This is a genomic window from Ruegeria sp. AM5 (assembly GCF_056540645.1).
The window spans coordinates 44459-61787 of sequence record NZ_JBQFXC010000003.1 but is presented as its reverse complement, the minus strand read 5'-3'; the positions used below and the strand labels follow the sequence as shown (position 1 = coordinate 61787).

Annotated in this window: 17 protein-coding genes; 1 reads left to right on the top strand and 16 read right to left on the bottom strand. The window is 60.1% G+C overall.

The window, feature by feature from the left end; all coding sequences use genetic code 11:
- Nucleotides 1-19: 19 nt before the first annotated feature.
- The 9 genes from ACR0AH_RS09915 to cbiE form a co-directional block, all read right to left on the bottom strand.
- Complete coding sequence (locus ACR0AH_RS09915) at nucleotides 20-1204, bottom strand: CoA transferase (RefSeq protein WP_170732872.1); 1185 nt, start codon at nucleotides 1202-1204, stop codon at nucleotides 20-22.
- Nucleotides 1191-2810, bottom strand: a complete 1620-nt coding sequence (locus ACR0AH_RS09910; protein ID WP_170662082.1) for a thiamine pyrophosphate-binding protein — start codon at nucleotides 2808-2810, stop codon at nucleotides 1191-1193. The genes ACR0AH_RS09915 and ACR0AH_RS09910 overlap by 14 nt, the downstream gene beginning before the upstream one ends.
- A 79-nt stretch (nucleotides 2811-2889) precedes the next feature.
- Nucleotides 2890-3354 carry a DUF302 domain-containing protein gene (locus ACR0AH_RS09905; RefSeq protein ID WP_480591757.1) on the bottom strand — a complete coding sequence of 155 codons (465 nt, stop codon included), beginning with the start codon at nucleotides 3352-3354 and terminating at the stop codon, nucleotides 2890-2892.
- Between the two features lie 76 nt (nucleotides 3355-3430).
- On the bottom strand, nucleotides 3431-4174 hold the full coding sequence (cobF, locus tag ACR0AH_RS09900) for a precorrin-6A synthase (deacetylating) (protein WP_223116743.1): 744 nt from the start codon (nucleotides 4172-4174) through the stop codon (nucleotides 3431-3433).
- Nucleotides 4167-4895 carry a uroporphyrinogen-III C-methyltransferase gene (gene cobA / locus ACR0AH_RS09895; RefSeq protein WP_480591754.1) on the bottom strand — a complete coding sequence of 243 codons (729 nt, stop codon included), beginning with the start codon at nucleotides 4893-4895 and terminating at the stop codon, nucleotides 4167-4169. The genes cobF and cobA overlap by 8 nt, the downstream gene beginning before the upstream one ends.
- Nucleotides 4892-6214, bottom strand: coding sequence for a cobyrinic acid a,c-diamide synthase CobB (locus ACR0AH_RS09890; RefSeq protein WP_480586523.1), 1323 nt, complete (start codon nucleotides 6212-6214; stop codon nucleotides 4892-4894). Before ACR0AH_RS09890 ends, cobA begins: the two co-directional genes overlap by 4 nt.
- A complete protein-coding gene (gene cobM, locus ACR0AH_RS09885) occupies nucleotides 6201-6995 on the bottom strand; it encodes a precorrin-4 C(11)-methyltransferase (protein WP_480591752.1) in 795 nt (264 codons plus the stop codon). Before cobM ends, ACR0AH_RS09890 begins: the two co-directional genes overlap by 14 nt.
- The gene (locus ACR0AH_RS09880) at nucleotides 6992-7360 is read right to left on the bottom strand and encodes a cobalamin biosynthesis protein (protein ID WP_170732869.1); all 369 of its coding nucleotides are present in this window, start codon (nucleotides 7358-7360) and stop codon (nucleotides 6992-6994) included. The genes cobM and ACR0AH_RS09880 overlap by 4 nt, the downstream gene beginning before the upstream one ends.
- The gene (cbiE, locus tag ACR0AH_RS09875; protein WP_480591749.1) at nucleotides 7357-8556 is read right to left on the bottom strand and encodes a precorrin-6y C5,15-methyltransferase (decarboxylating) subunit CbiE; all 1200 of its coding nucleotides are present in this window, start codon (nucleotides 8554-8556) and stop codon (nucleotides 7357-7359) included. The genes ACR0AH_RS09880 and cbiE overlap by 4 nt, the downstream gene beginning before the upstream one ends.
- On the opposite strand from cbiE, the gene ACR0AH_RS09870 reads away from it, so the two are divergent.
- Entirely contained in the window at nucleotides 8555-9286 is a 732-nt protein-coding gene (locus ACR0AH_RS09870; protein ID WP_170391851.1) for a cobalt-precorrin-6A reductase, read from the top strand. The two genes, cbiE and ACR0AH_RS09870, sit on opposite strands and share 2 nt — an antisense overlap.
- On the opposite strand, the gene cobJ is transcribed toward ACR0AH_RS09870, so the two are convergent.
- From cobJ to ACR0AH_RS09835, 7 genes are read right to left on the bottom strand one after another with little or no spacing between them, the layout of a single operon-like run.
- Nucleotides 9283-10041 (bottom strand): precorrin-3B C(17)-methyltransferase, encoded by a 759-nt coding sequence (gene cobJ, locus ACR0AH_RS09865; RefSeq protein ID WP_170512163.1) that lies wholly within the window; start codon nucleotides 10039-10041, stop codon nucleotides 9283-9285. The two genes, ACR0AH_RS09870 and cobJ, sit on opposite strands and share 4 nt — an antisense overlap.
- A complete protein-coding gene (locus ACR0AH_RS09860) occupies nucleotides 10038-10766 on the bottom strand; it encodes a precorrin-2 C(20)-methyltransferase (RefSeq protein WP_170391847.1) in 729 nt (242 codons plus the stop codon). Before ACR0AH_RS09860 ends, cobJ begins: the two co-directional genes overlap by 4 nt.
- On the bottom strand, nucleotides 10763-11392 hold the full coding sequence (locus ACR0AH_RS09855; RefSeq protein ID WP_170594882.1) for a precorrin-8X methylmutase: 630 nt from the start codon (nucleotides 11390-11392) through the stop codon (nucleotides 10763-10765). Before ACR0AH_RS09855 ends, ACR0AH_RS09860 begins: the two co-directional genes overlap by 4 nt.
- Nucleotides 11392-12519, bottom strand: coding sequence for a precorrin-3B synthase (cobG, locus tag ACR0AH_RS09850; RefSeq protein ID WP_480591747.1), 1128 nt, complete (start codon nucleotides 12517-12519; stop codon nucleotides 11392-11394). Before cobG ends, ACR0AH_RS09855 begins: the two co-directional genes overlap by 1 nt.
- Nucleotides 12516-15809 (bottom strand): cobaltochelatase subunit CobN, encoded by a 3294-nt coding sequence (gene cobN, locus ACR0AH_RS09845; RefSeq protein ID WP_480591745.1) that lies wholly within the window; start codon nucleotides 15807-15809, stop codon nucleotides 12516-12518. Before cobN ends, cobG begins: the two co-directional genes overlap by 4 nt.
- 5 nt (nucleotides 15810-15814) lie before the next feature.
- Entirely contained in the window at nucleotides 15815-16870 is a 1056-nt protein-coding gene (cobW, locus tag ACR0AH_RS09840) for a cobalamin biosynthesis protein CobW (RefSeq protein WP_480567149.1), read from the bottom strand.
- Nucleotides 16867-17247 carry a DUF1636 family protein gene (locus ACR0AH_RS09835; RefSeq protein ID WP_170391837.1) on the bottom strand — a complete coding sequence of 127 codons (381 nt, stop codon included), beginning with the start codon at nucleotides 17245-17247 and terminating at the stop codon, nucleotides 16867-16869. The genes cobW and ACR0AH_RS09835 overlap by 4 nt, the downstream gene beginning before the upstream one ends.
- Nucleotides 17248-17329 lie beyond the last annotated feature (82 nt).

The following is a 17329-nucleotide window of genomic DNA, read 5'->3' as shown; positions in this document are numbered from 1 at the left end:
CCTAAACGGGCAGAGTGTTTCAATCTTCGAAGGGGTTTTCCGCGTTCAGAACAGCCTGTGTGTCAGCCCCACAGACCGGTGGTGCGCTGCGATATGTTACAGGCGTGCGTGACAGGTTCAGGGGATTCCCGATCAGTTGCACCTCGCCAGGCTCAGCTTGCATCGAGATCTGCATCTGGCGGGCAGCGACCTGATCCGAGGCAAAAACCTGATCGAGCGTCCGCACCGGGCCAACAGGGACTTTCAGGTCTTCAAGCCCCGCGATGACGCTGCCTGTATCCAGCGCCTGAACTGCCGGGCGCAGGATCGCATTCAACGCATCCCTATTTTCAAGACGGGCCGGGTTGGTGGCAAATCGGGGATCGTTGGCAAGCTCTGGCTTTTCGATGAAGCTGCAAAATCTTTTGAACTGACTGTCATTTCCAACGGCCAGAATCACGTGCCCATCCGCCGTCTGATAGACCTCGTAAGGCACAATATTGGGATGCCCGTTGCCGCGCCGCTGAGGCACTTCGCCCGAGGTCAGATAATTCACGCCTTCATTGATCAGCCAAGAGATCTGTGCATCCACCAGCGCCAGATCGATCTGCTGACCCTCGCCAGTCATGTCGCGATGACGCAGCGCAGCCAGAATACCAACGCAGGCATACATACCACACATCACGTCAGCAATTCCGACGCCTACTTTCATCGGCGCGCCGTCGGCGTCTCCGGTCAGAGACATGATCCCGCCATATCCTTGCGCCATAAGATCATATCCGGGCTTCGATGAGTTTGGGCCTGTCTGCCCGTAGCCTGAGATCGAACAGTAGACGAGGTCAGGAAACTCATTGGACAAGGTTGCGTAGTCGAGCCCGTATTTCGCCAGTCCACCGGGCTTGAAATTCTCGATCAGAATATCAGCGTGCGAGGCTAGGCGTCGGACTTCTGCCTGTCCTTCGGGTGTTGCGATATCCAAGGCGACCGATTTCTTGTTGCGGTTGGAGGACATGAAATATGCGCTCAGGTCTGAGCGGTTGCCATCCGCATCCTCGGCGTAAGGAGGGCCCCATTGCCGCGTATCATCACCACCGGTCGCCGGGTTTTCGACTTTGATGACGGTAGCGCCAAGGTCGCCCAACAACTGCGTACAAGTGGGTCCTGCCAGAATGCGAGACAGGTCCAGTACCTTGACGCCTTTCAGCGGTCCTTCAGATGCGGCCATCATATCCTCCACGGTCAATTTCCGCAGCAATGACAGTGAACTTGTCTGCTTTCAACGCCTGATCCAATGCAGCCCGCAAATCGTCGCGGCTACGAACTGTGTGACCATAACCGCCGAATGCGCGGCCTAAAGCCGCAAAGTCATGGCGGTCAAAGTCCACTCCGCGATTGCCCATCTGGCGCTGGCGTTGTTTCAGTTCGATAAGCGCAAGGCTGGCATCGACAAAGACCAGAAAGATTGGGTTGCCACCCAATTCGGCGGCAGTCGACAGCTCTCCAGCAACCATCAGAAAGCCGGCATCGCCAGAAAAGCTGATCACGGGGCGATCCGGTTCGGCCATTTTCAGACCGATCGCCATCGGAACGGCACACCCCATGGTGCAGAGCGCCGAGGACTGGATCAACCCTCGTGCCTCCGAACACTCCCACATCTGACTGAGCAGAATGCGATGCGCGCCGCTGTCGGCCGTGGCGAGGGTCTCGGGTGGCAGAACGGCACGAGTTTCTGCGATGATCGCCGCCGGTCCCCAGTCTTCATCTGTCGGAAAAGCATTCGCCAGCGCAGCCTTGACCTGTTCAGGCTCACCATTCGGCCAGGTCTTGCCGGCAGGGTTGCCCTTGGCAATGGCCTCAAGCGTTGCGCCGGTGTCGGCGACCAGATTTAGCCCAGCCTGATGCATGTAATGATCGTTCACCACGGCTGATATGTCGATCACGCGCTTGGTTTCTGGGTCCCAGATCTCGCGCCAGCCGGGGCGCATCTCGATAGGGTCATATCCCAAACACAGTACCAAATCAGCCTGTTCCACCAGCGGGACTAGATGCTTATCGGCCAGCGGAGACAAACCCGCCCCGCCCAGGCAGAGTGGATGATCCTCGGGCACCACCCCCTTGGCCTTGTAGGTGGTGACAAAGGGAATGTTGAAATGCTCTAGAAATGCTCGCACCACACAGCGCGAGTCGTCGTAAAGAACATCAAGACCGATGATCGCCAAAGGTCGCTCAGCCTCGGCCACCCAGCGGCGGGCCTTTTCCAGACATTCCGCGCCAGGCGCGACAGGAGCAACTTTTGCCAGTCGACGACGTTTAACCCCTGATACGCGCGTATCGGCCACCGAGATAGGCACATCGATGTGTACCGGGCCGGGGCGCGCTTGGTTGGCAAGCGATACCGCCTTGTCGGCGATGATATCGGCCCCGTCGGCCGTCAGCATAAAGCTGCCTTTGGTGATCGAGCGATAGACTTGCGCGTGATCCATCACTTGATGGGTGTAGGTCAACGCCTCATCCGCGTCGACACATCCGGTCAGCACGATCATCGGCACCCGATCCTGCAGGGCGTTGGCGACCACATTGATCCCGTTCATCGCTCCGGGCCCGAGTGTGGCCACGAGGATTGCAGGTGCACCATCGCGATGGTGGACTGCTTCGGCCATGAAACCTGCAGAGTTTTCGTGTTTTGCAAGGTGGAAAGCAATGCCCGCGCTTTCCAGCGCATCCACCAATGTCAGAACCTCGCCGCCGGGCATTCCGAACGCATGGCGGCATCCAGCCTCGAAAAGGCGTTGTGCCAACAAATCCGCAGCGCGGGGAGACAAGTCCTGCATTAATCAAGCTCCGACAAAGTTATCTGCCAGCAGATTGCGGAGGACGCGTCCGGACGCAAGCAGGTTCACGTCAGTGTGACTATTTGACGGCGTTTTCCGCTACGGCCTGAAACTTTGCGTCCAATTCTGTGGCAATCTCGCGCAGAGCGTCTCCGCCCTCGTCTGCGTAAGGGGCAAAGACGAAGCTTGGTGTCTTGTAAGAAAGGGTTGCAGTGCCGTCCTCGTTCTCGGTCACGTAGAAACGGATGGGCGCTTCGATCATCGCGTTGGTCGAGGTTTCAAGAACCCGAACTGCGTAATCGTTGTTGAATGCGCCAATCACCCGGTTGCCCGGAATGGTGATACCGCGCGAGGCCGCCGCTTTGGTCGGCCCGGCCTGTGTCACAACGATCAGGCCGTTTTCCTTTACCGCGGCCTTTGTGTCATCCACGAGGGTCTCATAGCTTTTTCCGCTGGAGTAAACCGCCCATCCAGTAAGAGGTTCGATGCCGTCGGCCCCAGCAGGCATCGCCAGCAGGCAGATCGCAGCCCAAAGCGCCCTCATGTTCTTTCCCTTCCTGTTGACTGGGGAATTGATGACAGAAAAGCGCTGAAACGGGGCTCACAATCCTGTGCGCGCGTCAGGCCGCACGTTTCTTCAGCAGATAGATATCCATGATCCAGCCGTGATCAGAACGGGCCTGCGCGCGGGTATCCAGAATGTCTTGCGCCACATCCGCCAATGGGCCTTTGATCAGAATCTCTTCTTTCATGCCCACATATGCCGCCCACCAGATGTCATAATCGGTCATCTTCAGGCTCTGGAACGAGCATTCGCCATCCAGCATTACGGCCACTTTCGACGCCGTTTCAGGCCATCCATCATCGCGGATGCGACGGCCTGTGGTCACGACATAGGGCGCGCCCAGCTCATTGATCGGGATCGCATGGGCTGCAGTCAATGCCTGTAACGCTGTGATTCCCGGAATAACCTGGACTTGCGGTTGCGGGTCCAGCCGCGCTGCAATTCTTAGCGAACTGTCATACAGCGACGGATCACCCCAGATCAGCAACGCCACCTTCTGCGCGTCCGGGTAGGCTGAAATCGCCTCGTGCCAGCGCAGGGCAATTGCGTCGTGCCATTCGTCGACGCCTCGGAGATAGCCGTCATCTGCCCGGCGTTTGGGAACGTCGAAATAGGCGATCCGTGCAGGTTTGTCGGTGACCTGCGAGATGATGTCTTCGCGCAAACCGGCCAGATCAGCTTTGTTCTCTCCTTTTCGCGGGATCAGGATCAGGTCCGCTGATCTGATCGCCTTCGCCCCCTGAAAGGTCAGGTGGTCGGGATTACCCGTTCCGATTCCGATCAGGATCAGTTCAAACATCTTCGAACTCTGCCAGCGGGCCATACAGGATCAGGGCCGGGGCGGTTCCAACCTCGGATCGCAGCTTGTCGGACAGGTCTCCGATTGTGGAGCGATGCAAGGATTGCTCAGGAGTTGAAACAGATTCGGCCATCAATGCAGGCGTGTCCAAAGGCAAGCCATGCGCGCTCAGGGCTTCGACCAGCAAGGGAAAAGTGCGCTTGCCCATAAATACGACCGTTGTCGCGGTAGCGTCAGCCAGGGCGGGAAGGTTCAGATCGGTCGGCAATTTGCCACTTACGTCATGCCCGGTGACGAATTGAACACGACGTGCAGTCAGGCGTCGGGTCAGAGGGATACCAGCGGCAGCTGCCGCCGCGACGGCAGAGGGGATGCCGGGAATGATCTCATATTTGATGCCGGCTGCCTGCAACGCGACCAGTTCTTCCTCCAGTCGACCGAATAATCCTCCGTCACCGGATTTCAGGCGTACCACCTGCTGACCGGTCTGCGCATACTCCACCAACAATCGGCTGACGTGATCCTGCTTGGGCGAAGGGCGACCGGCGCGTTTGCCAACACCAACCAGATCAGCATCGTCACGCGCATGGGTCAGGATCGGGCCGCTGCTGAGATCATCAAACAGCACCGCATCGGCCTTCTGCATCCGGTCTACGGCCTTGAGCGTTAGTAGCTCCGGATCACCCGGACCGGAGCCAATGAAAGAGACAAAACCGGTCATGCCGAGGCCTCTGCAATAAGATGGAAAAATGTTCCGGTGACATTGCCACGTCGCGATCCTGTCTGAGGGCCTTCGGCCCCCTCGGCATCGAAGACTCGCGCAAGAGGAGCGTCAGGTTGTTCGATGATCGAGGAATAGTGGAACTCATGTCCGCGCAAGGCTGTACCCTTGGCAAAGCCCGGCATCGACGCCAAAAGCTCAGCCCTGCGATAACCAAGGTTGAATTTGCGCTTTTGGTATGAGGTTTGCAGACCCAACAACCCCGCCATCTGATGTGGGGCGCCTTCCTTGTCGACCAGAACTTCCCCCAATGCCATGTACCCCCCGCATTCACCATGCACGGGCCGCGTTTCCGCGTGTTTACGCAGCCCCGTCAAGAAGGTATCTGCTGCCGCCAATGTTCCTGCGTGCAGCTCGGGATAGCCCCCCGGTAGCCAGACCAGTTCAGCGTCTGCGGTTGGGGCTTCGTTTGCCAGTGGCGAAAAGGGCAGTATTTCTGCACCGGCGCTGCGCCACCCTTCCAGCAGATGCGGGTAAGTAAATGAAAACGCTGCATCACGGGCCAGTGCGATCCTCTGCGCCGGGGGTCGCGGCAACGCGGCTGACGATGGCCCAGCAGGGCCTGAGGAGGCCGCCCGTTTGATCGCATCCAGATCGACATGTTCACGCAGGAATGCGGCATATCCGGCGATTGCCGTTTCCAGATCCGGATGCTCAACCGCCTGGATCAGGCCTAGATGTCTTTCGGGCAGAGTCAGATCACCTCGGCGCGGAAGAACGCCCAGAACCGGCAATCCAGCCCGTTCCATGCCCAGCCGCGTCAGCCGCTCATGTCTTGGGCTGGCACAGCGGTTCAGGATCACCCCGGCAAAAGGTAGATCGGGGTTATACATCCGAAAGCCAAGCGCGGTCGCCGCCGCCGATTGCGCCTGTCCTCCGACATCCAGGACCAGAACGACCGGCCATCCCATGCGCAGCGCCGTTTCAGCGCTCGACCCATGCCCCAGCTCTCCGGGTTTGGCGACACCATCAAACAGACCCATCGAGCCCTCGGCCACTACAATATCCGCGCCCGTCGCCTGCTCAGAGATCGCGCTTAGCAGCGTCTCCCCCATCGCCCAGCTATCCAGATTGAACGAGGCACGGCCTGCCGCAGCCCGGTGAAAAGCCGGGTCGATGTAGTCCGGTCCGCTTTTGAACGGTTGTACGGTCAAGCCGTCCTCGGCCAGCGCCCGGAGCAATCCTAGCATGACTGTGGTCTTGCCTGTACCCGATGACGGAGCGGAAATCAGTATTCCGGGGGGGTTAGTCATCACCATGGCTCCAGCTCGACCACGGACTGTCGGCGCTTTGAGGGCGATAGCGGCGGTCATATGTCTTGGAATACAGACAGCTTTCGTCAAACCCTTCACCTGCAAGCGCCGGACCAACCATGATCAGTGCGGTGCGCGAGATGCTGTTGTCCAGTGCCTCCTTCAACGTGGCAAGCGTTGCGCGGATGATCTTCTCATCCGGCCAACTAGCGCGGTAGACCACGGCGACCGGGCAGTCTGTCCCATAGGCAGGTGTCAGGTCGGCGATGACGTTATCCAGATTTCCGATCGAAAGGTGGATAGCCAAAGTCGCACCTGTTTTAGCGAAGTTTTTCAGTGTCTCGCCTTCCGGCATCGAAGACGCACGCCCGGGCGTGCGGGTCAAGACCACTGATTGCGCCAGACCGGGCAGTGTCAGCTCGGTCCCGAGCGCTGCAGCCGCAGCCGCAAACGAGGGTACACCGGGCGTGACGCTGACCGGGACACCCATCTCTTTCAGACGTCTGATTTGCTCACCCATCGCCGACCAGACCGAGAGGTCCCCGGAATGCAGCCGCGCCACGTCCTGTCCAGCTTTATGCGCTGCTTCGATTTCGGCCATGATCTGATCCAGATCCATGGGTGCGGTGTTTACGATCTTCGCGCCTTCGGGGCAGTGGCCCAGAATCTCCTCGGGTACCAATGAACCCGCATAGAGGCACACCGGGCAGGAGCCGATGATATCGCGCCCGCGCAGGGTTAGCAGGTCGGCGGCGCCCGGTCCGGCGCCGATGAAATGAACGGTCATGTCTGTCCTCCGATGGCGACGGCGCAGGTTGCAAGCCTGTCGTCCGAGATTTGTCTGGGTGAAATCAGCCGCGCGCCATGTCCGGCGGCAGCAAGAGCGGATGCTTCGGCCACGCTGCCGGTGCCATATGTGGCGCGACTGCGGGCTGAGCAAGTAAGTGTGCGTTGTTCGGCAAGATCATTTGCCGGAATGAAATGTATCGGCAGCTCAGTTGCTTCTGCAAGCGCGGCAAGTGCGGCGTGTCCGTCCTTGTCCGCAACGGTCGCAAGGGCATCGACAGTTTTTCCTGTCGAGGCAAGCTCGAAAGCGGCACGAAGACTGGCCAGCGTAGCAGAGGATGAGAAACCTAACCCCGCGACGATCATAACGTGAGGCTCCACTGCACCACTGGGTAGGCAGATTTCCAGCCTCGCCGTGGACCAAGCGCAGCTGCCTGCGCCAGTTCGATGCGCAGCAGGTCTCCGCCGAGCTTGTCGTGCCATTCAGCTAGTAACGCTTCGCTTTCCAATGTCACCGCGTTGGCGATCAGCCGCGTGCCGGCCTGAAGATTAGCGTGTAGCCAGTTCAGCAGATCCGCACTCAGACCGCCACCGATGAACACCACATCGGGTCGGTCAAGATCAGCCAATGACTCTGGTGCCGAACCGTGCACAACGCACAACCGATCCTGCCCTAACGTATTGGCATTGCGGCGAATGCGTTCGGCCCGATCAGCACGCGGCTCGATAGTCGTTGCAGTTAGCGTCGGATCGCACATCAGCCATTCGATGCTGATCGAACCGGTGCCGCCGCCAATATCCCACAGATGCTCACCCCGCTGAGGGGCAAGCGCCGACAGGGTTAGCGCGCGAATGGGGCGCTTGGTGATCTGGCCGTCGGTTTCAAAGATGTCATCGGGTTTTCCCGAGGCTTTGGGAAAGGCACGCCCAGTACCCGCGACATCAAGACCGACACAAACCGGATGTTCGAAGGTTCCAAGCAACGCCGCGGTCAGCGACATGCTGCGCGCGCGTTCACGGGGGCCACCGAGCGCTTCCATGACGTGTAGAGTGCAATCGGCAAAATCGGTTTCGCCCAGATAGGTCGCAAGCTCGGCTACGGCTTTGCCATCGCGCAGCAAGAGAATCGCGCGCAGGCCGGGTGCCAAGTGAGGGCGAAGGCGCGTAAGAGGCGCGGCATGTAGCCCGAAGGTCAACGTGTTTTCAAGCGGCCAACCAAGCCGCGCAGCAGCAAGCGAAAAGGTCGACTGGCCGGGTAGGGCAATCCATTCGTTCGTTCCGAAATTGCGCGCGATAACGGACCCGGCCCCGAACCAGAACGGATCACCCGAGGCCAGCACAACGGTCTGCCGACCGCGCAATCCGGTCAGAATTGGCAGGCCATCGGCAAATGGGACCGGCCATTCAATCCGTTCCGCCGCGCTGTCTGGGATCAACGACAGGTGGCGTGTCGGACCCATGACAATCTCAGCGCGGTCCAGCACTTGACGGCTTGCAGGGGACAGGCCATCCAGTCCATCTTCGCCCAAACCCAAAACAGTCAGCCACGGAGTTTCAGACATGCCCAACCTCCTGATTCTTGGTGGCACGACCGAGGCGAATGCTCTGGCAAAATCGGTTGCCGATCAAGGCATTCCCGCTACATATTCCTACGCTGGACGTGTCGATAACCCGCGCTCGCAACCCGTGCCGATGCGCGTGGGCGGGTTTGGTGGTGCAGCGGGACTGGCGCGGTACATTCACGAGCACGGCGTCAGCCATGTTGTCGATGCGACTCATCCCTTTGCGGCACAGATGAGCCGAAATGCGGTGGAAGCCTGTGCGGGGGGCGCAACGCCCTTGGCCGCTTTGACGCGACCTGCTTGGGTCGCGCAAGACGGGGACAACTGGCAGCACGTACCGGATATTGAAGGTGCGGTTGAAGCTCTGGCCGGTCCAGCCCGCCGTGTCTTCCTGGCAGTTGGCCGCATGCATCTTCATGACTTCGCAGCCCAACCTCAGCATCACTATCTTTTGCGGCTTGTAGACGATCCGGACGCATTGCCGCTTCCGAAAAGCGATGTGATCGTTTCGCGGGGCCCGTTTTCTGTTGAAGAGGACCGGGCCTTGATGGAACGTCACCATACGCAATTGATTGTATCCAAGAATGCGGGTGGCACCGGCGCGCGGGCCAAACTGGATGCCGCAAGGGCGCTGGGCTTGCCGGTTCTGATGATAGACCGTCCGACCCTGCCGAAACGGACCGAGTTGGCAAATGTCACGCAGGTCTTGGACTGGCTGGCGCATACTTAATCCTTGGCCAGCGTGAATCTCGGGGTGTAGACGATCGGGGCGCTGTTGCGCTCGACTATGCGTGTCAGGGACGAGCCGACGATGACGACGGTCTGCATGTCCGCCATATCTGCCGTGGCTTCTTCCAGAGTTGAAATCCGCAAAGCCTCATCCTCGCGGGATACAGCGCGTGCGAACAGGATCAGGCGTTCCGGCTCACATTCCTCCCGCAGGATTTCCAGCGTTTTTTCAAACCCTTCCGGTCGAGACTTCGAGCGAGGGTTATAGAACGCCATGGCGAAATCGCCCTGCGCGGCAAGTCGGAGGCGCTTTTCGATCAGTGGCCATGGCTTCAGGTTGTCGCTCAGGTTGATGGCGCAGAAATCATGCCCTAACGGTGCCCCAGCGCGGGCCGAAGCCGCCAGCATCGCAGTGATCCCGGGCAACACTTCGATCTGTATGTCGCGCCAGTCATTCGGCCCGTTTTCAAGCGCTTCAAACACCGCTGCGGCCATCGCAAACACGCCGGGATCCCCTGACGAGACTACAACGACGCGCTTACCGTCGGCCGCCATTTGCAAAGCGTGCTGAGAGCGGTCGATCTCGACACGGTTATCGCTGGCGTGCAGGGTCAACCCCTCTCGCTCGGCCACCCGAGCAACATAAGGGATGTAGCCAACCACGTCCGTCGCTTCTGCCAGCGCGGCAGTGACTTCGGGAGTGACCAGTGCTTCGTTTCCAGGCCCAAGGCCAGCGATCTTGACCCAACCGCTCATGGTCGGCGTCCCTGTCCATGAACCAGAATGATTGAGAAATAGGGCGTGATCCCTTCGCAATTATCAGACAGTTTGCAGACCCGTTGGTTCGGCATCTGAGCGTATTCGACGATCCACGCGCGGTCATACAGCCCGGCCTGTTTCAGCGCGCGCTTTACCTTGTCGAAGTTCCGCCCGATCTTCATGACAACCAGCGCGTCGGTCTGGGTCATGCGTTCAGTCAGAGTATCCTCGGGCAAGGTTCCAACAAGAACCGTGAGGACATCGTCGCCCCAAGTTATCGGGTCACCGGTTGCGGTCCAAGCGCCGGACATGCCGGTTATGGCAGGTACGACTTCGACTTCAGATATGTCTCGTAGTCGATTGTAAAGGTGCATAAATGATCCATAGAAGAACGGATCGCCTTCGCACAGAACCACTACATCCTCACCATTTTCGGTAAGTGATTTCAGATGTGCGGCACAGTCTTCGTAAAACACCGAAAGGAGTTCATTATACCTTGGATCCGTCACCGGGATTTCGGTTGTTACCGGATACTCCATTGGAATCTCGATGGCATCGCCGGGGATCATTCCATTGACGATCTTGCGGGCCTGACCTGTGCGGCCAGGTTTGCGAAAAAACGCCACATGGCGGGCATTGCGCAGCAGGCGGTCCGCACGGACACTCATCAGGTCCGGATCGCCGGGGCCGAGGCCCACGCCGTATATTTTACCCCCGCTCATTCCGTGCGGCTCGCGATAGCATTGATGGCAGCAACTGTGATCGCACTGCCTCCCAAACGGCCTTTGACGATACAGGATGGTACTGGCTGCGCTTCCCACAAGGCATCCTTGGACTCGACCGCTCCGACGAAGCCCACCGGGCAGCCGATAATGGCAGCGGGGCGTGGGCAGTCGGGATCTTCCAACATGTTCAGAAGGTGGAAAAGCGCGGTAGGGGCGTTACCGATCGCGACCAGTGCTCCTTGCAGATGCGGACGCCACAGCTCTAGCGCGGCGGCAGAGCGCGTGTTGCTCATTTCGGCAGCCAGAGGGCGCACGCGCTCGTCATGCAGGGTGCAGATCACTTCGTTATCAGCGGGCAGGCGAAAGCGGGTGACGCCTTCGCTGACCATGCGGGCATCACACAGGATCGGCGCGCCATTTTCCAGCGCGGAACGCGCTGCCGAGACAAAACCGTCCGAGAAATGGACGAACTCTTCCAGCCCGACCATCCCTGCGGCGTGGATCATCCGAACGGCGACCTGTTCTTCATCGGCATCGAACCGGGCCAGATCAGCCTCGGATCGGATGGTGGCAAAGCTCTGCTTGTAGATCGCCGCGCCGTCGGTTTCGTATTCATAGGGCATCAGGTGAAGTCCATGGTCATGAGTGTTTCTTCGGTCAGGCCGCGTTGGCAGGGCTCATCCCCCGCACGGCCTTGTTTGACAAGGTCAAATCGTCCGGAATTGCCAACCAAAGTGACATCGGCCGGACCCATTCGGGCGCATCCCTTGGCGCAGCCCGATACATGCAGGCTGCCTGCAACGCGCGCGGCCAGGGCGCGCGCCACACCGCGGGTTTCGACCTGCGCCTGCGGGCAGTATGGCGCGCCGGGGCAGGCGTCGGTTGTTCTCAGCGGGTCGGTGCCATCTGTGACAAAGTCAAGGGCGGGTATCGCCGTCCCGCCTTCCAACAGGAACAGCCGCCATGGTGTGACCCGCAGGGCAGTGGCGTTGCTGTTTTCGATCAGCAAATGGAGTTGCCGCGCCGGTAGCTGCCCAAAGGCAGCGCCATAGAGTGTCCCCTGCACGCAGGCTCCCGGCTGAAGAGGCACGCCAATGGGGCCGGGCGCGCTGCCTTGCCACTCGCTGGGCAAACCATATGTGGCAACGGTCCGCGCCATGCGGCGGGTCTCGGTTGTGTGGGTTTGCGCAAACCACTGCGCCAACGCGATCATTAGGTCGATGGCTTGGGCTTCGCTTACCGCTCGCCCGGTTTCAGCCCCGTCCGCGCGCAAGATCAGGCCGCCTGAACCGAGTTCAAGCCGGATATCAGCCGAGTCATCGGCCAATAAACGCTCGGAACCTGTGTCGATTGCAAAGCCGAACTTGGCAGGTAAATCCGGAAGCTCGGCCAGACGCTGGATCAATTCCTGTGTCAGCCGAGCGGTCAGATCACCGGCTTCATAGAGTGGCGAGACCAGAATGTTGCGGCGAATTTCGATTCCGGGTTCGGCGTCCAGAAGGTTCAGCGAGGAAAGCGCGGCCAACAAGGATTGATGGTCGGTTTCCTTTACTCCACGCAGCTGAAGGTTGGCGCGGTTGGTAAGGTCGATCGTGCCATTGCCGAACCGTTCCGCCAATTCGCACAGCCCTATCGCCTGTTGGGCATCCAGGCGCGCCAGCCGAGGGCGCACACGCACGACCAGCCCATCACCGGACATCATCGGGCGATGGGCACCGGGGCACCAGCCCTGCACGATGGGCGCACTCATCCCAACCCCTCCAGTTCGGCGCGGATCGAGTTCCGGCGGGTATGCCATAGCCCTGCCTCCAGCAGTGCCCGGAACCGATCCTGCATGGCCTGATGTGCTTGCGGGTTTGCCTGTTGCAGGAAGGCGTCGACCTCTTCATTGCCCAGCGTGGCGTCGTGGTACAGATCGAACAGATGCGGTGCGACTGTGCCGGACAGATGCGCGAAAGATGCCATATGATCCAGCGTCGCCGCGATTTCAGCGGCACCCCGAAACCCGTGCCGCTGCATTCCGGCAATCCATCCCGGGTTGGCGGCGCGGGCATAGACGACGCGGCTGATTTCCTCGGGCAGGGTGCGGGCGCGCGGGTTGTCCGGGTTGGTATTGTCCAGATGATAGAGCTGTGCGGTACCGCCGGTGATTTTCTTGGCGGCGGCAAATCCGGCCTCGTGCGTGGCATAGTCGTTGGCCAGCAGCAGATCGGTTTCGGTCAGGTCCTGTAGGTGCACAAAGCTGTCGGCATTGGCGACGCGCTGAGAGATGCCGTCCTTATCTTGCGCTATATGCTCGCCTTCCAAAGCGAAGGAACTGGCATCAAGCCAAGCCTCACCCGCTTGCACGCGTGCCTCATCCGTATAGATTTCGGACAGATGAGTCATGTTCAGACCATAGCTGCCGGGGGCTGGCCCATAGACCCGCGCCGCAGGCTCCTGACCGGCGTAAGGATTCCAGTCGGGTGCTTCATCTCGTTTGGTCAATGCGCGAACAGCCTGACCGTACAGCGCTGAAAGCGTCGGGAACACGTCCCGGAACAGGCCAGAGACGCGCAATGTTACGTCCAGACGCGGGCGGCTGAGATCGGTGATCGGCAACACTTCGATGCCCGAGACCCGCTCAGACCCTTTATCCCAAACCGGCTTCACTCCCAGCAGGTGTAGCGCCATGGCGAATTCCTCGCCCGCTGTGCGCATAGTGGCCGAACCCCATAGATCGACGATCAAGCCCTTGGGGTAGTCGCCTTCTTCTTGCAGGTGCCGCCGAACCAGTTCCTCGGCGAGCTTGACGCCTTGTGTATAGGCCGCGCGCGTGGGAACCGAGCGTGGGTCGGTCGTGTAAAGATTCCGCCCGGTCGGCAAAACATCCGTACGCCCGCGATAGGGGGAACCGGACGGCCCGGCCTCGATCCGTTTGCCCGCTAAAGCGTCAATCAGGGCAGAGCGTTCAGCTTGGGCTGAGGGGGCAGCGTCGAAATTGCCCGTCTCATCGGGGACGCGCCCAAAGATATGCAGCCCATCACCGAACTGGCTTTCCTTGATGTCGCAGACAAATCGGTCAATGCGCGTGATCGCCTCGGCGGTACAGGTGGCCTGATCGAGGCCAAGATCGCTTTCCAGCCCGATCGCCTGCGCCTCGTCCCGGATATCTTCCTGCAGGCGGTCACGGCGTTTGGGGTCGAGGCCATCCGCATTCGAGAACTCGTCCAACAGCGATTCCAGTCGCACCATGCGATCTGGTGTGCCGCTTTCCTTCATCGGGGGGGGGATATGGCCCAACGTGACCGCCCCGATCCGGCGCTTGGCCTGCGCGGCCTCGCCGGGGTCGTTGACAATGAAGGGGTAGATCACCGGCAGATCGCCGATTAACGCCTCGGGCCAACATTCGTTGCACAAGGCGACTGATTTTCCCGGCAACCATTCCAGCGTGCCATGTGCGCCGATATGGATCAGCGTATCCGCGCCCAATCCTTTGCGCAGCCACAAGTAAAAGGCGACGTAGGCGTGGCGCGGTGTGCGCGACAGATCGTGATAGTCGTCATCGCGCAGTTCGGGTGTGCCGCGTTCGGGCTGCAGCGCGATCAGAGCCTTTCCGCGACGCAGCGCAGTGAAGTGGAATGCGCCGTTTGTGAAAGCAGGGTCGTCTTCGGGAGTGCCCCAAACCTTATTGAGATCGGCGCGGAGTGTTTCCGGCAGCGCCGCCAGCGCCGCCTGATAATCCTCTAGCGGCCATGAAATCCGGGCATCAAGAAGAGTTTCAGCAATTGGCTCGGCAGGCGCGGTGTCATACCCTTCGCCTTGCAGATCGAGCAACATTGCCTCAGCCGAGGCCAGCGCATCCAGACCCACTGCATGTGCCATCTGCCAGTCTTTGCCGGGATAGGTCGATAGTACCAGCGCCGGAACCTGCTCCGCTTTGGGTTTGTCGTGAAGGTTCAGCCAGCCGGAGATGCGGTTGATGATGGCTTCGATCCGTTCGGGTTCAGCCCGATGAGCGAAGCGAGAATATTCGAGATGCGGGTCGCGTTTGCCCGGCTCTTTGAAGGATACGATGCCCGCGTTGATCCGCCCGTCCACTTCCGGAAGGACCACATGCATGGCAAGATCAGCTGGTGAAAGGCCACGTTCCGCTTCGGCCCACGCTTTGCGGCGTGAGGTGGCCAGCGCGACCTGAAAGACCGGCACCTCTGCCACATCGAGAGGTGAGGTGCCTGATGCGCCCTTGCCAGAGAATGAGGTGGCGTTGACGATCGCCGAAGGCTTCAGCGCCACAATAGTCTCGCGCAGCCAATCGGCAGCATTTGGTGCTTTGAGCGACGGGGCAAACAGGCCGACTGCCTCAAAACCCCGCGCGCGCAAGCTGCGGATCAGCGCTGCGATTGGGGCTGTGTCCGCCGAGGTCAGATAAGCACGATAGAGGGTTACGATGATACGTTTCGCATCACCGGGCAGAGCGTTTTCTGCAGGGATCACACCGCGATCCGGGCACCAGGCGCCGCATTCAGGGATGGTCTTCGCGCCCATGACCGGACCTGCATACAACCCCGCAGCCAGTGCCATCTGCGCCAGAGCGGCCTGCGCCGCGACCTCACCGCCGGTGTCGCACAGATGCGCCAGCCGCCGCAGGGTCGAGACAGGCAGGGTAGAGTAATCATCCAGCCGCGTATCCTCGCGACCGTCTGCGGGCAGCACGGCCAGTGCAATCCCTTTGGCCTGCGCCAGCGCCAGAACCTGCTGCAAGCCGTACGCCCAATAGGGCACTCCACCGATCAGACGGATCAGGATGCCCTTTGCGCCCTCCAGTGTCTGCTCGACATATGTGTCGACTGAGAGGGGATGCTTCAGCGCCGTCAGATTGGCCAGCCGCATCGTTGGCATGCGTCCTTCAGGCCCACCTCCACGATGCCATCCCGCCGCGAAAGCGCCAAGGTCACTGTCGGAAAAGGACAGCACCACCAGGTCCGCCGGGCTCTGACCCAGATCGGTCGGGGTCTCGGTTTCTTCGAGCCCATGGCTTTCGCGGAAGACGACGTGCATAGGTCTTACTCGGCAGCCTCGGTTACACCCACGAGGATATCCCGGATCTCGGCCTCTTTGATATCGTCATGCTCGGCAATGACCACAAGGCGCGAGCGACGGTCTTCGCGGGGCTCCCATGGGCGGTCATATTGGTGACGCACGCGCGCACCGACGGCCTGAACCAGTAGGCGCATGGGCTTGCCCTGAACGGCGGCATAGCCTTTGACGCGCAGGATATTCAACTCGTTGGCCAATCGTTCAATCTTGGCGACCAGATCAATCGGATCGGTTTGCTCGGGCAGTTCAACGATGATGCTTTCGAAATCGTCATGCTCGTGATCGTGATGGCCGTCGTGATGGCTGGGACGCGCGTCCATGTCATCCTCGGCCGCGGCTTCTAGACCCAGCACGACGCGGACGTCCACGGCACCCTCAGCCACTTCGACTACGGGCAGAGGGCGGGGCGCTTCGGCGGCGATGATCTCTTTCGCTTTCGCAACGCCTTCCGGGCCAGCCAGATCAGGCTTGGTCAGCAGAATGATGTCGGCGCAGGAAATCTGATCCTCGAACACCTCGGACAAGGGAGTTTCATGATCAATCGAGTCATCTGCCATGCGTTGCGCATCCACCGCCTCGACATTCGGAGCGAACCGACCAGCGGCCACGGCCTCGGCGTCGGCCAGAGCAATCACGCCATCGACGGTTATTTTCGAGCGGATATCGGGCCAGTCGAACGCCTTCAACAACGGTTTAGGCAGGGCAAGACCGGAGGTTTCGATCAGGATGTGATCGGGGCGCGGCTCTAGTGCCATCAGGGCTTCAATGGTCGGGATGAAATCATCGGCCACGGTGCAGCAGATGCAACCATTGGCCAGTTCCATGATGTTTTCCGCGGGGCAATCAGGAATGGCGCAGGACTTCAGGATATCGCCATCGACGCCGACATCGCCGAATTCGTTGACGACCACCGCCAGACGCTTGCCCTGCGGGTTCTGCATCAGATGGCGCACCAGTGTGGTTTTGCCCGAGCCCAAAAAGCCGGTGATCACAGTGACGGGGAGTTTTTCGAGATTGCTCATTTCAGGGCTCCAATCGGGGGAATGCGGGCCGCACAGTTTTTGCGGAAATGTTCGGGACGTTCGCGCCATTTGACCAAACCGTCCTCGGTGGCGAGGTATTTGGCTGCGCCTTCGACGATGGTTTCGACATGGTCGATCTCGTTCAGATGCTCATACACGAAAGTCCAGCGATCCGGTCCTCCGCGTAGCACGATCGAGCAGCCTTCATCGCAATTCGACAGGCATTCCACAGCTTTCAAGGTAATGCCTTCGGGCAGGCCCGCCTGTTCAAGCGCCTTGTGCAGCAACGTGCCGGGGCGCTGGGCGTCATCCTCGACAGGCAGCCCGCGACGGCAGGTAGTGCAAACCAACAGTTCGACCGGTGCGGTCTCGGTCATGTCTCTCATCCCCCCAAATCCTCTTCGTGGGGGACGGGGTTTCATGCGGGCCGATCACAGCCCCACACCGGAACACCCCGTC

Coding starts and splice junctions, on each gene's coding strand:
- ACR0AH_RS09915 (WP_170732872.1), bottom strand. CDS start 1,204: ATGGCCGCATCTGAAGGACCGCTGAAAGGCGTCAAGGTACTGGACCTG.
- ACR0AH_RS09910 (WP_170662082.1), bottom strand. CDS start 2,810: ATGCAGGACTTGTCTCCCCGCGCTGCGGATTTGTTGGCACAACGCCTT.
- ACR0AH_RS09905 (WP_480591757.1), bottom strand. CDS start 3,354: ATGAGGGCGCTTTGGGCTGCGATCTGCCTGCTGGCGATGCCTGCTGGG.
- cobF (WP_223116743.1), bottom strand. CDS start 4,174: ATGTTTGAACTGATCCTGATCGGAATCGGAACGGGTAATCCCGACCAC.
- cobA (WP_480591754.1), bottom strand. CDS start 4,895: ATGACCGGTTTTGTCTCTTTCATTGGCTCCGGTCCGGGTGATCCGGAG.
- ACR0AH_RS09890 (WP_480586523.1), bottom strand. CDS start 6,214: ATGGTGATGACTAACCCCCCCGGAATACTGATTTCCGCTCCGTCATCG.
- cobM (WP_480591752.1), bottom strand. CDS start 6,995: ATGACCGTTCATTTCATCGGCGCCGGACCGGGCGCCGCCGACCTGCTA.
- ACR0AH_RS09880 (WP_170732869.1), bottom strand. CDS start 7,360: ATGATCGTCGCGGGGTTAGGTTTCTCATCCTCTGCTACGCTGGCCAGT.
- ACR0AH_RS09870 (WP_170391851.1), top strand. CDS start 8,555: ATGCCCAACCTCCTGATTCTTGGTGGCACGACCGAGGCGAATGCTCTG.
- cbiE (WP_480591749.1), bottom strand. CDS start 8,556: ATGTCTGAAACTCCGTGGCTGACTGTTTTGGGTTTGGGCGAAGATGGA.
- cobJ (WP_170512163.1), bottom strand. CDS start 10,041: ATGAGCGGTTGGGTCAAGATCGCTGGCCTTGGGCCTGGAAACGAAGCA.
- ACR0AH_RS09860 (WP_170391847.1), bottom strand. CDS start 10,766: ATGAGCGGGGGTAAAATATACGGCGTGGGCCTCGGCCCCGGCGATCCG.
- ACR0AH_RS09855 (WP_170594882.1), bottom strand. CDS start 11,392: ATGCCCTATGAATACGAAACCGACGGCGCGGCGATCTACAAGCAGAGC.
- cobG (WP_480591747.1), bottom strand. CDS start 12,519: ATGAGTGCGCCCATCGTGCAGGGCTGGTGCCCCGGTGCCCATCGCCCG.
- cobN (WP_480591745.1), bottom strand. CDS start 15,809: ATGCACGTCGTCTTCCGCGAAAGCCATGGGCTCGAAGAAACCGAGACC.
- cobW (WP_480567149.1), bottom strand. CDS start 16,870: ATGAGCAATCTCGAAAAACTCCCCGTCACTGTGATCACCGGCTTTTTG.
- ACR0AH_RS09835 (WP_170391837.1), bottom strand. CDS start 17,247: ATGACCGAGACCGCACCGGTCGAACTGTTGGTTTGCACTACCTGCCGT.